The following is a 13,027-nucleotide window of genomic DNA, read 5'->3' as shown; positions in this document are numbered from 1 at the left end:
GCCTTTATTCAAGGCCTGTATTTGCAATGTTTTAGTGTCTTAATTGACGTGGTGTAACACCAAACCAGCGTTTAAACGCACGAGATAGAGCACTTACTTCTGAGTAACCTAGCAGGAATGCCATTTCTGAAATTGGAATATTTTTCTGTTTAATATAATGTTCGGCCAACTCACAACGCACTTGATCAACTAAATGGGTAAAGGTGAGTCCTTCATTTTTTAAACGGCGGGTAAGGGTGCAACTCGTTAAACCAATATCATGAGCAATTTTTTCAAGGTTGGGTTCACCTTCACTCAGTTCAAGTTGGATGTGAGAGCGAACCTGATCTGCAAGACTTTGACTTGGTGACGCGCGATTGAGTAGGTGCAACGTATCTAGAATCACTGTTAATAAAATAGAATCACGCCCCGGCATAGTATGCTGGACGTCTTTTTTTGAAATGATGATGGAGTTAAAAGGTTGATCAAAATAAACAGGCGCGTTAAATAGTTTGCTGTGTTCTTGCCAGAATTCAGGTCGAGTATGCTCAAAGTGAATGGCACGTGGTGAATAATGAGGACCCATCACTTCACGAATCACATTCATAAACATGCCCATGGTGAGTTCTGCATCTTGGCGGCGCGTTAAAATTGCGCCGTGTTGAACTTGATAATCTATACGCCAGCTATCTCCTAAATCGACCATTCGATTGAGGGTATCTTTCTGATGCAAATAAAAATTATTGGTCATGTTCATCAGTGCAGACTCTAATGTATTTGAGCAAAGACCAATGTAACCAATGAGCCCTAATGATTTCGGTTGAAACTGTTGACCATAATGCAGACCAAAATTATCACAACCAGAAACCAGTGCTGCCTGTTCAAGCACCTTGCAATAATTTGGGAGTTGTAAGCTCAAAGTTGGGCTGATTAAAAGTTCAGGATTAATACCACTAATTCCTAAAACACGATCAACATCGGCACCTTTTTGACAAATAAACTCGCTTAATCCAGATGCAGCCGCAGACAATACACCTTGATTACACATATTTGAATCGACGTGATGAGCTGGATTGAGATGTAACATGTCAAGTCTCATAATATTTATTCCTAACTATTATTATATTAAGCAAAAGCCATACCAGTTTTTGCTTACATCCATGATTTTGTGTGATTAAAAGTATTTATAAAATAATGACTTATGTTTTGCTGTTTTAGGTTTCAGTTTTGATTCTTTAAGAAAAGATCAATCATTGTATTTAAGGTTGGTTAGCGAACTAAAAGAAGGCAGAAAATGCATTAGAGATAGGCAAAAAGGGCAGAACTCAAACAAGAAATTAAGCAGCTTCTCATGCATACAACATGTATTGTAGGCATGAGAAAATAAGTGAAATATTAATTTTTTGTAGTTTTTGCCGTTTGCGCGCCATAACTTAAACTGGCCATTGAAGGTCTAAATTGACCTGTATTGGCATCGCGGCCTTGCAGTAAAAATTTAGGATTGGCTTGACCATAGCCCTGCACAGCCTGCTGAGAAAACTTTCCAATATCAGAGCTTGGGCTGCGCAATCGATTGATAATCAGAACCTTCTGAGTCGCCTCAAAATCTTGCATCATATTTTGATCGCCTTCACTGTCACCTGCGATAAAAATTGGCCCGTAACCATATTTAGAGACTAAAAAACGCTGGATGGTTGCGGTTTTGCCTTTACCTTGAGTTTGCGCATAGCCATGACGAAACTCGGGTAAAATTCGATTTTGTGCATCTCGTTCCAACTCCATCGCGTAGGCATTTTTTTCATTAATGTTATAGCCGATCTCTGGATTAGAAATAATTTCCTTAATCACATCAATAAAAGATGCCGAGCAGACATAGACATCAATGCCATTGTCCTGAAAGGCCTTAAATAGATTTTGCATTTCTCGGTATGGTCTTAAACCATTTTCCCAAGTAGTTTTCACAACACCTGCTTGGCCTGAAAGCGCTGCGGGAGAGGTCCATGTTACAGGTCCAATCGGTTGCTGCATTTGCCAAGCCACCGTTGCTTTCACCAAATTACGGACTTGTTGTTCGGTAAGCCCAGTAAATAAATAAGTGACCCACGGATATGCAACTTCATGATCAAAGGTGTCTCCAATCGCCGCATATAGATACCTCATTTTAGTAATGAAATCGAGATAATGCGGATCTTGTTTAATTTGATCGAGACTTTGCTTACCTTTTAGACCGCTATAGTGGTGATAAAGCCATGAGTAGCTGGCAATAATATCTGGGGCAATTTTATCAATATTGACGGCTTGGCCTTGCTGGTTATTGTAGGCCGCTTCAAAATTTTTCGAGCTAATTCCTTTACGAATAATCTGATTTAGCTGCTCTGGCGTGACATTAAATGCTAAGTGTTCAAGCTGATAAATTAAAGTTGCTTCTTCGATGTCTAAAAATACCGAGGTATTGTCAAAGTCAGTGACAATATACGGGCGCTTGTCAGGATTGTAGTTTGGGCTATCTTTTCCATAGGTAGCAATTAATTGGTTAAGTTGGTCAAAGTTAAAAGCGTCCCATTGACCTTTTTGTATATATTCCTTTTTTTGAATAGCGACTGGGGGAGATGTGTTTTGTACAGGGTTGTAGTTACATGCGCTTAGGGCAATCATGCTTGCCAGACTACTGGTGAGTAATAGTGCTTTGGCAACTTTGCTCAGTTGATGGGTAGCTTGCATAAACCCTTCCTTTAAATTCTATAAAATTTAAAAACTAAAAATTGAAAATGAAGAAAAGCGATCTAAATCACTTTTCAAAGTCCGACAGGCATTTGTCCGTTTAGATATTTTTTACAAAGACGCACAGTTTCATTGGACCATTGATCGCCAAGACTTTGAGCCATTTCTGTTTGTGCGTGAGAACCATTCCAAGCCATCATTTGAATGCGGCGTTGCATAATAAAAGTCGGAATCATTTCATATTCTTCAGACTGAATATGACCTACGCGCTCGTAGCCTTTTAACCAGTAATCAACCCAATGCGGCGCATTTGCATAATGTTCATTGAAGCTAATTGCAGCGGCGAGGTCATGCATAAACCAGCTCATGCCGCAGTCATCAAAATCGATCACGCCGATACGTTCTTGTTGTAGTAATAAATTGGTTAAACGCAAATCGGCATGAATCAGGCCATAACGTTCTTGAGTTTTACCAAAGAAATTTAAATCTTTCGAAATCTGTGCAATGGCTTCTTCAATCACGCCGTGATCTTGTGGTCTTAAATGAGGTGCATTTTTCCAGTTTCCCCAGTGTCCATCTGCACCGACCATAGTTTCATGGTTCCACACAATACGTTGAAAGTTTTCAGGCGCTTGCCATGTCTTACTATGTACGTGCAACTTTGCGGTAATTTGTCCTAATTGTTCAAATGCAGTGGGGTCAACTTCAACAGTCGGCATATCGCCCTCAACCCAGTTGAAAAGGACTGCATAACGACAAATATCATTCGATAGTTTCAATGTAATTACGCGTTCACCCGATTGATCTGCAATCGCAACAGGAACTTGGATTCCACTCGCATTTAAGGCATCTAACCATTCAAGCTCACTTTGTATATCCAGTTTGCTGTGATAGTTGGGACGATGGATTCGAAGTGCATATCGGGCAGAACCAGTCGAAACCTGAAACGTTGCATTTTCAGACTGACACAGTAGTTTGACCTGTCCTTGATAGTCTGATGGATATTGCTTAATTGCTTGTTCTGCCAGTATTTGTAATTGAACTTGGCTTAAAAATTCATTTTGTTCTACAGACATAACCCATCTCCTCAATTTAATTTTTAAACACGTTTTGTGTTGAGATGCCGTCGATCTTATAAAAGAAAAAATGAATCAACTTGACTTCAAGTGGTCGGGGAGATGTTTTGCTGTCAAGTTTTATGAATATCTTTTGCGCAACTATTGGTGGTGTAAATTTGGTCGATAAGGCAATACGACAATGAAAGAGTCTGAATTAAGCGTAGATGTTGGTGCTCTACAACAGGACGCAGAGTATTTTGCAAAACGTCAGTTAAAAAAGGGGGCAGTAGGTTGGTTACTTTTAGTGGGGCTGGGTGTCTCTTACGTCATTTCGGGTGACTTTGCGGGTTGGAATTTTGGGCTGGCTCAAGGCGGCTGGGGAGGACTCTTTATTGCAACAGTCATCGTCGCGTTTATGTATCTCTGCATGAGCTTTGTAATGTCTGAGATGTCGACGATGTTGCCCACTGCTGGCGGTGGCTATAGTTTTGCCCGCGTTGCATTTGGTCCTTTTGGAGGATACCTCACAGGGACTGCGATTTTAATTGAATATGCAATTGCACCTGCTGCCATTGCCGTATTTATTGGGTCATATTGCCAATCACTCTTTGGAGTTGGCGGCTGGGCTGTTTATTTAATTTGCTATTTAGTTTTTATGGGCATTCATCTCAAAGGTGCAGGTGAAGCGCTTAAAATCATGTTTGGAATTACCGCCGTTGCTTGTATTGCACTGGTTGTATTTATCGTTGCGATGCTTCCACATTTTGACAGCGCACGTTTGTTTGATATTCCAGTCAGTTCTCATGCAGGTGCAAGTAGCTTTTTGCCGTTTGGCTATATGGGAATATGGGCCGCAGTACCTTATGCCATCTGGTTTTTCCTTGCAGTTGAAGGGGTCCCACTGGCAGCCGAAGAAGCAAAAGATCCAGTACGTTCTTTACCACGTGGCTTGATCGGTTCAATGTTGATATTGGCATCGTTTGCACTTTTAATTTTATTTTTGGGAGCAGGTGCAGCGGGTTCAAATGCTTTAAAAAATTCAGGGGCACCTTTAGTTGATGCACTTATTGCGGTATATGGTCAGCACACATGGTTGGCAAGCTTTGTTAACTTTGTCGGTCTTGCGGGTCTTGTCGCAAGTTTCTTCTCAATTATTTATGCATATTCACGCCAGATTTTTGCATTGTCACGTGCGGGATATTTACCAAAAAACTTATCGCTTACCAATGAAAATAAAGCACCATATTGGGCCATTATCATTCCGGGCATTATTGGTTTCTTACTCTCTTTAACAGGTGAGGGTGACTTACTCATTTTAATGGCAGTATTTGGTGCAACTATTTCTTATGTGTTGATGATGCTCTCACATATTAAATTGCGTTTGTCTCGCCCTGAATTACCACGCCCTTATAAAACGCCTGGTGGAATATGGACGTCTTGTATTGCTTTGATTCTTGCTGCTGTTGCTGTAGTGGCAGGTTTAATGGTGAATCCAAAAGTTTGGTTATTGGCCGCGCTGATTTATGTCGGATTTATACTCTATTACTTGTTATATAGCCGTCATCATTTGGTGAAAGGTACGCCTGAACAAGAGTTCGCCATGATTGATGACTGAGTTTGAGTGCAATGAAAATAAAGAGGCTTCGGCCTCTTTTTAGCTTTTATAAGTTATATCTGGCTCATGGAATCAATTATTTTCGCCAGTAAAAAGATCACATCTTCGGACTTTCGCTGTCAATGTGGAGGCTTTTACATTTTTTGTTCCCATGCTTTATTTATATGCATTCAAATGTTAATAAACTTAATACTAACCTCACGGTACGTAACTTATATGGGTCATAAATAAATATTATATTAAGGCTTATCACTATTAGATCCAGAAATTTTGGGATTTTATTTACTCAGCTAATTTTGAACATAATTTCATCAAATTAAGTAATACTCTTTTTATAGGATCAAACTTTTTTATAAATGCAGCTATATAATTTACACAGGATGAAGAATGAATAATTTGAATTTTAAAACTCTAAAGAAGTACTGGCTGCGATTCGTGGGTATTGCTGTAATCGCAGGTTTTTTAGTATTGGCATTTGCTTGGACTGCTGGTCTATTTGGACATCGAACAACATCCAAAACTTTTTTGGGTGACACAATAAACAACTTTGATCCCGGATATCGACGTGCACACGGTAAAGGGATTTGCTTTGATGGCACTTACCACAGTAATGGTGCAGCAGCAGCACTCTCGAAAGCCACTGTATTTGCCAAGTCTGATATACCGGCAATTGGCCGATTTTCTATTGGAAGCGGTAACCCGCATGCGGCAGATAATTCTACCGCAACAGTGAGTATGGCTTTATTACTTTCTCCAGCCGATCATTCGCAGTGGCGCATGAAATTAAACAACTTTCCTTATTTCCCTACGCGAAATGCTGAAGGTTTTTTGGCGCAGCAAAAAGCATTTAAACCGGTTCCGTCTACTGGTAAACCTGATCCAGTCCTTGTTGAGGCGTTTTTAAAAGAATATCCCGAAGCGCGTAAGTCTATTGAGCAAAAGGCAAAAATGCCATTAACCGGTAGTTTTAGCGGCGCAGAATTTTATGTCGTAAATGCCTTTATATTGTGGGCAGCCAATGGACAAGAACAGCCAGTACGTTGGTCTATGCATCCTCATTCAAAATTTATTAGTCTGACCAAAGAACAACGTGATCAAGCTGACCATGATTTCTTATTTAAAGACATCAAAAAACGTTTGGCTGAAGGGCCGCTCTATTGGGACTTAGTTTTGCAACTTGCCGAGCCAGGAGACCCAGTGAATGACCCATCTCAGCCTTGGCCAAAAGACCGTAAAGAAGTTATAGCAGGAACATTAGAAGTCAAAAATGTGACTGATCAGGTAAATGGCGCATGTCGTGATATTAACTTTGATCCAACTTTGGTGCCACCCGGAATTGAGTTATCAGATGATCCCGTACTCGCAGCACGAGCGGCGATCTATTCACAGTCTTACAATGCTCGATTACGTGAAATTGGATTTGGCAAAGCAACCGATGCTGTGGGCAAATAGGAGAGCGGAACAATGCAAAACAAATCTAACGATAATGCTCCACGTCATTTTAATTTGACTGCGCGATTACTGCATTGGCTTATGGCGGCAGCAATTCTGGGTATGCTATTTATTGGGGTAGGAATGACCACCTCAATTACGTGGCGTCCGTGGTTAATCGATATTCACCGTCCTTTAGGGATCGCAATCTTACTATTGGTCATCATCAGATTAATAAATCGACTTTATTACCCAATTCCACCATTGCCACCGACTGTACCGCGCTGGCAGGCGTTTATTGCTCATGCATCACATTGGCTGCTTTATATTTTGATGTTTAGTTTGCCATTGCTCGGATGGGCAACGCTATCGGCAGGTAATTGGCCTGTCACTTTATTTCCGGGTTGGGACCTTCCGCCTATAGCACCCACTAACTCTACGCTTTACGCTTGGTTCCGTACATTACATGGAATTTTGGCTTGGCTATTATTTGCTGTCGTTATTGGTCATCTCTCTGCTGCGTTATTACATGCATGGATTTATCGCGATGGCGTATTTTCGAGTATGGCTTTGGGGCCGTCTTCTAAAAAAGAGGACGCTGACTAGTTTGCTTGAAAGTTTTTGATTGAACGATGACTAAATTCTATTGAGCTACATCTTTGGATGTGGCTTTTTTCTAAAAAATATTGGGCATGATTCATATAAATTATGACATTCACAAAGCAAGCATGACTGTACAAAAAGGCCATGTTCAAGTGGACGAGGCCTCTTTTATTTTAAGCTTGCTTGTTCAGTTCAGGGGGTAAATGCTGTGCTAAATAATCAATTGCAAGACGGGTTTTTAGTGGCATAAACGGCAGCGCAGGCCATAGCAAATGAATCGGAAAAGCAATGCTCGACATGGTTTCTAATACTTGTACGAGTTTACCATCCTGTAATTCATTTTGAATGAGCCAATCGGGTAGCCAAGCGATACCTGCTCCAGCAAGCGCTGCATTTTTAATGGCCTGTAAGTCGTTTAAAAGAAGTTTTGCTTTGGGTTTAAAAAATAAAGGCTCGCTATTTTCCTTTTGGAGTTGCCACTTTTTTATTTGACCAAAATGCGGATCGGCAATGGTGGCGTGGTGGTCTAAGTCCTCAATATGTTCTAGGGGACCTGCTTCATTTAAATAGTCAGGTGAGGCACAAAGTAGCATTCGATGCTCACCAATCGATTTAGCAACGAGCTGAGTTGTATCAGACAATGTTCCGATTCTTATACATAAATCAAAACCTTCTTCGACCAAGTCTACAGTCCGATCATTAAATGAAATTTCGAGCTGTAAGTCCGCGTGCTGCTGAGCAAATTTAACCATGAGCGGGGTAGCAAAGACTTGTCCGAATAGCACTGGCACAGACATGCGCAAACGGCCTGTTGCGTTAATTTTCCCTTGGTCTAACAGAGCCGCAGCATTTTGTATTTCACTGACCGCTCGGCGGCTATGCTCATAAAACAAAGCGCCTTCATCAGTCATGCTGAGTGTTCGCGTTGTTCTTTTAAATAAAGCAACGCCAAGCTGCTCTTCGAGACGAGCAATATTTTTACTAATAGCTGAGCGAGTTAAATGTAATTGCTCAGCAGCTCTTACAAAACTTCCAGCTTCAACCACAGTCACAAATATAGAAATTGCATTCAGCTCATGTTGCATTATTGTTGCCTAAAAGGAACCAATGGTAAGAAATAATATCACCACTGTTGAATTTATTGTAAGGGTAATATGATTTTATCGAAAACGTGGAGTTAGTCATGGTTAAAATATTAGTATTAAAATCCAGCATTATGGGTGAGAGTTCTGAAACGAATCGTTTGATTGATTTAATGCTTGAGCATCGAAAAGAACAAGGTTTGCAAGATGACATCACCATACGCAATTTAGCTGAAATGAACCTGCCTATACTAGATTTGGAAATTTTTCAGGCGCTTCGTGGTGCTGAAAATATGAATGAAGAAATTAAAGAAATCGTCGGTTTATCTGATGAGTTAATTGCTGAATTAAAAAGTGCTGATTTAGTGGTTATTGGTGCGCCAATGTACAATCTAAATGTCCCGACTCAACTCAAAAACTGGTTTGATTTGGTGGCACGAGCAAGACACACTTTCCGCTACACCGAAACGTCTCTTCAAGGTTTGGTTGAAGGCGTGAAAGCTGTGGTTGTAAGTAGTCGGGGTGGTCTTCATTTGAGTCAAGAAACTGATGCGGTAACACTTTATCTCAAAGCTGTGTTAGGGCTAATGGGGGTTCATGACGTTAAGTTCATTTATGCTGAAGGTTTAAATATTCCAGAATATCGTAAAAATTCATTAGATAGAGCAGACCAGCAAATAAAGCAATTTGCGATTTAAAATCATGACCTGAAACTCTTGCATCCCTGTTTTGAAAACAAGAGTTTCTTGGTCTATTTAAATCACATTTCGTAGTTCATTTGCCGTGTTGCGTAGCAATGGCAAAATTTGCTGAACTAAATAATCTTCTTGTACACGGTTGGTTTGAGACATGCAGTTAAGCGCTGCTATCGCTTGACCTTGGGCGTTAAAGACGGGTACTGCAATCGCAATTACGCCAAGCTCATGTTCTTCTTTGGAAAGACAATAATCCGATAACGAAATACCCTTAAGCACTTCAAAAAACTTTGACTCATCTACTATGGTAAAAGGCGTTAAGCGCTTTAAACCGTAGGTTTTTACCCATGCATGTTGAGCTTCTTCGGACAGTGATGCTAACAATACTTTACCTGTAGACGTGGCATGGGCAGGCAGTCGGTTTCCTAAATGCATACCATAAGGGCTAACACGCAAATTATCTTGCTGTGGTAAATAACTACGAGCAATCGGCACCACTTCGTTATCGTCCAGAACCACAATTGAAAAAGTAAGAGATGTCTGTGCACACAAAAGATTTAAAAATGATTGGGCAACTTTAGGCAAGTGAGCAGAGCTTAAATAAGAACTCGAAAAGCGCAGTACACGATGAGTGAGCCAAAAGTAATGTTCATCGGTTTCTAAATAGCCTAAGTATTTTAAAGTCTTCAGATAACGCCTTGCCGCTGTACGACTAATACCGGTTCGCTCGGCCACTTGAGTCACGTTGAGCCGTTGTCGGTCTGTTCCAAAAGCTTCCAGTAAAGCTAAGCCTTTTGCTAATCCTGCAATGTAGTCATCTTGACGTATTTTCTCATGCGAGTTCGGGTGCTCTAAAAAAGCATCGAGAGAAGGCATCCTTTCATTCCTGCTATTTTGGTTGTTTCTGTCCGCTATTCGGACAAACTAAATGATAAACGGTTATTTTTGTCTTGCATACATAGTGTACAAAACTTAAAGCCAGTAATTTAAAAGTCAGGATGGAACAAGGATGAAGTTATGGATATTTTAAAGACACAGGTTGCAATTATTGGTTCTGGGCCAGCAGGGTTATTGCTTGGGCAACTTCTATATAAAGCTGGTATCGATCATATTATTGTTGAGCAACGTAGTGCTGAATATGTGGCTTCACGCATTCGTGCAGGAATTTTAGAGCAAGTTTCAGTCGACTTACTGAAACAAGCAGGCGTTGATCAAAACTTAAAAGAAAAAGGATTACCGCATTCGGGCATTGAAATCTTAACCAATGGTGAATTGCATCGAGTTGATTTAGCAGCACTCACGGGTGGTAAACAAGTGACCGTATATGGTCAGACCGAAGTCACCAAAGATTTAATGACTGCGCGTGAAGCGGAGCAGCTCAAGTCATTTTATGAAGCTCAAAATGTACAAGTGAAAGATTTTTACACTGCACCAAAAGTTGAGTTTGAGTACCAAGGTAAAGATTTTCAAATTCAGTGTGACTTTATAGCAGGGTGTGATGGTTACCACGGTGTCTGCCGTGCCAGCGTACCTGAAGATAAAATTAAAACCTTTGAAAAAGTTTATCCGTTTGGCTGGTTAGGGGTGTTGGCAGATGTCCCACCTGTAGCCGATGAACTCATTTACGTACAATCAGAACGTGGTTTTGCTTTATGCAGTATGCGTTCAGAGACACGTAGCCGTTATTATTTGCAAGTGCCTTTAACAGATCACGTAGAAGACTGGTCCGATGAAAAGTTCTGGGATGAGTTAAAAAACCGCCTAGACCCTGAAAGCCGTGAAAAGTTAGTGACAGGACCTTCTATTGAAAAAAGTATTGCGCCGTTACGTAGCTTTGTGACTGAACCAATGCGTTTCGGAAAACTATTTTTAGCAGGTGATGCTGCGCACATTGTTCCACCGACAGGAGCAAAAGGCCTAAACCTCGCTGCATCTGATATTGCTTATTTATCAAGTGCACTCATTGAATATTATGCCGAAGGTTCAGAGCAAGGTATAAATGAATATTCTGAAAAATGCCTGCAACGTGTATGGAAAGCAGAGCGTTTTTCTTGGTGGATGACTCATTTATTGCATCGCTTTGAAACTGAAAGTGAGTTCGATCACAAGATTAAACAAGCCGAGTTAAGTTATGTACTGGGTTCAATTGCAGGTAAAACCACATTAGCCGAAAACTATGTCGGTTTGCCTTATGAAATTAAGCAAATTGATAGTTTTAAGCATGCAAGCTAAAGACTAAATAAAAAGGGTATGAAAATGCTCTTTTTTATATAAGAATTTAAGTAGGATGTAATAGATTAAGAGATATGGTCATACTAAAAGTAGCCCCGATACTTTTTGAAATATAGGGCTACTTATCAATTCACCTAAAGTTTACTCAGCGGTTGCTGTAACTTGATGATTACTGATTTGCGTTGATTGCTGAGATTGAATAGGTTTAATCACTTGTGGATTAGAGTTACTCCATGGAGTATAGGCCTCTGTCAAAATATGGCCTGTAAGACTCGTTAAATCACTAGATTGAACCTCAGCATTGCCTTGACGACCATATAATACAACTTCATCGCCAGCTTTGGCTTCTGGAATATCTGTTACATCAACCATAACAGTATTCATTGATACTCGACCAACCACTGGCGCTTTTTGTCCATTGACTAAGACAAAAGCTTTATTACTAAAACTACGACGGTAGCCATCCGAATAACCTACAGGCAAGTTTGCGAGTTTAGAATCACGTGTCAACGTATAAGTTTGGTCATAACCTACAGTTGAACCTTTAAGGTAATTATTAATTGCAGCAATTTGTGTTTTAAATGCCATCATGCGTTTAAATTCAGGGTGATTAGGAAAATCTCCATAAATAATTGCGCCTGCACGGACCATATCTAAATGTGATTCAGGAACATTTAAAGTAGCAAATGAATTTGCTGTATGTAATGTTAATTCTTTACGATTCAGTTTGGCTTTTTTAATCAACCATGCTGTTTGTTCATTAAATTGAGCTAGGCGCTCACGAACATATTTTTCATCTTCTACAGCATAATGGGTCATAATGCCGTCAATTTTAAGATTTGGAAGCTTAGTGATTGCAACAGCTTGTTCTTTACCTTGAGCTGTAGACATTTCAAGACCATTACGATCCATACCACCCGAATTTAAAGCCAAGCTATAATGAACAGTTGTATTGTTCGCTTCTGCCCATTTAGAGATACGGGCAGCCTGATCATAATTACCCAAAAGCTCTTCGATATTTAACGCATGTGCATTGATGATTTCACTATCAGTTGCTGTACGTAAACGTGTAATTTTACCTTTATAGCCATGCTTACGCACCATCGCCGCTTCTGCATTACTGGTGATGCCAATACAAGACACATTTAATTTCATAACACTCGGCATAAGTAGATCAATACTATGCCCATATGCATTTGCTTTCATGACTACACAAAGTTGTGTTTTGCCATTAAGTAATTGATTTGTCCTTTTAATATTATCTTCAAATGCTTGAGTGTCAACTTCAATCCATGCATTTGCTGTAGGTGCAGGGCTGACTTCATTTGTGATATGAGACGTGAGTAAAGGTGCAGCATGGGCAAATTGTATGGAACCGAATAATACCAATGCACAGCTATAAGCGAGATGCGAAAAATTTGTTTTAAGTTTCATGAGTTTTTTAATCTTTCCTGGCTGAATATGATTTAACGCTGGGTGGATTTTTATGGTTAAGTACAGAGATATAATTAATTTAAAATGTCACACGATTTGGTCGTAATAATACTTTCTCCTTAAAATATTATAGTCAGTGTTAAGTAAAATTTAATTTTGCTTAAACTGTATTCATAA

At 40.0% G+C, this 13,027-nt stretch carries 11 protein-coding genes; 5 read left to right on the top strand and 6 right to left on the bottom strand.

From position 1 onward, the window contains the following. Window positions 1-31 precede the first annotated feature (31 nt). The 3 genes from MSG95_RS03645 to MSG95_RS03635 all read right to left on the bottom strand — a co-directional run bounded on the left by MSG95_RS03645 (window position 32) and on the right by MSG95_RS03635 (window position 3,776). Window positions 32-1,066 (bottom strand): AraC-like transcriptional regulator QhpR, encoded by a 1,035-nt coding sequence (locus tag MSG95_RS03645; protein ID WP_000902934.1) that lies wholly within the window; start codon window positions 1,064-1,066, stop codon window positions 32-34. A 308-nt stretch (window positions 1,067-1,374) separates the two neighbouring features. After that, window positions 1,375-2,700, bottom strand: coding sequence for a hypothetical protein (locus tag MSG95_RS03640; RefSeq protein WP_001149040.1), 1,326 nt, complete (start codon window positions 2,698-2,700; stop codon window positions 1,375-1,377). A gap of 74 nt (window positions 2,701-2,774) precedes the next feature. Further along, window positions 2,775-3,776 carry a phosphotransferase enzyme family protein gene (locus MSG95_RS03635; protein ID WP_000110158.1) on the bottom strand — a complete coding sequence of 334 codons (1,002 nt, stop codon included), beginning with the start codon at window positions 3,774-3,776 and terminating at the stop codon, window positions 2,775-2,777. Between the two features lie 181 nt (window positions 3,777-3,957). Here MSG95_RS03635 and eat point away from each other — a divergent pair, with 181 nt between their 5' ends. From eat to MSG95_RS03620, 3 genes are all read left to right on the top strand, one after another. Next, window positions 3,958-5,373, top strand: a complete 1,416-nt coding sequence (eat, locus tag MSG95_RS03630; protein WP_000664817.1) for an ethanolamine permease — start codon at window positions 3,958-3,960, stop codon at window positions 5,371-5,373. A gap of 387 nt (window positions 5,374-5,760) precedes the next feature. Next, entirely contained in the window at window positions 5,761-6,825 is a 1,065-nt protein-coding gene (locus MSG95_RS03625; protein WP_213033576.1) for a catalase family peroxidase, read from the top strand. Window positions 6,826-6,837: 12 nt separating this feature from the next. Beyond that, window positions 6,838-7,410: a cytochrome b gene (locus tag MSG95_RS03620; RefSeq protein ID WP_001180294.1), complete on the top strand. Its 573-nt coding sequence runs from the start codon at window positions 6,838-6,840 to the stop codon at window positions 7,408-7,410. Between the two features lie 170 nt (window positions 7,411-7,580). On the opposite strand, the gene MSG95_RS03615 is transcribed toward MSG95_RS03620, so the two are convergent. Further along, the gene (locus MSG95_RS03615; protein WP_001163426.1) at window positions 7,581-8,492 is read right to left on the bottom strand and encodes a LysR family transcriptional regulator; all 912 of its coding nucleotides are present in this window, start codon (window positions 8,490-8,492) and stop codon (window positions 7,581-7,583) included. A 98-nt stretch (window positions 8,493-8,590) separates the two neighbouring features. Here MSG95_RS03615 and MSG95_RS03610 point away from each other — a divergent pair, with 98 nt between their 5' ends. Further along, window positions 8,591-9,187 (top strand): NAD(P)H-dependent oxidoreductase, encoded by a 597-nt coding sequence (locus MSG95_RS03610; RefSeq protein ID WP_000238964.1) that lies wholly within the window; start codon window positions 8,591-8,593, stop codon window positions 9,185-9,187. Between the two features lie 57 nt (window positions 9,188-9,244). Here the strand turns inward: MSG95_RS03610 and pobR are convergent, their stop codons facing one another. Continuing rightward, the gene (pobR, locus tag MSG95_RS03605) at window positions 9,245-10,060 is read right to left on the bottom strand and encodes an IclR family transcriptional regulator PobR (protein WP_001139496.1); all 816 of its coding nucleotides are present in this window, start codon (window positions 10,058-10,060) and stop codon (window positions 9,245-9,247) included. Between the two features lie 141 nt (window positions 10,061-10,201). Between pobR and pobA the strand changes: the two genes are divergently transcribed. After that, the gene (gene pobA / locus MSG95_RS03600; protein ID WP_000353522.1) at window positions 10,202-11,416 is read left to right on the top strand and encodes a 4-hydroxybenzoate 3-monooxygenase; all 1,215 of its coding nucleotides are present in this window, start codon (window positions 10,202-10,204) and stop codon (window positions 11,414-11,416) included. 141 nt (window positions 11,417-11,557) lie between these two features. Here pobA and alr read toward each other — a convergent pair whose 3' ends face one another. Then, the gene (alr, locus tag MSG95_RS03595) at window positions 11,558-12,850 is read right to left on the bottom strand and encodes an alanine racemase (RefSeq protein ID WP_000769880.1); all 1,293 of its coding nucleotides are present in this window, start codon (window positions 12,848-12,850) and stop codon (window positions 11,558-11,560) included. Window positions 12,851-13,027 lie beyond the last annotated feature (177 nt).

The organism is Acinetobacter sp. IK23, assembly GCF_035615275.1.
Classification (GTDB): domain Bacteria; phylum Pseudomonadota; class Gammaproteobacteria; order Pseudomonadales; family Moraxellaceae; genus Acinetobacter; species Acinetobacter seifertii.
Note: the sequence above shows the minus strand (reverse complement) of the source record. Positions and strands in the feature narration are given on the sequence as shown.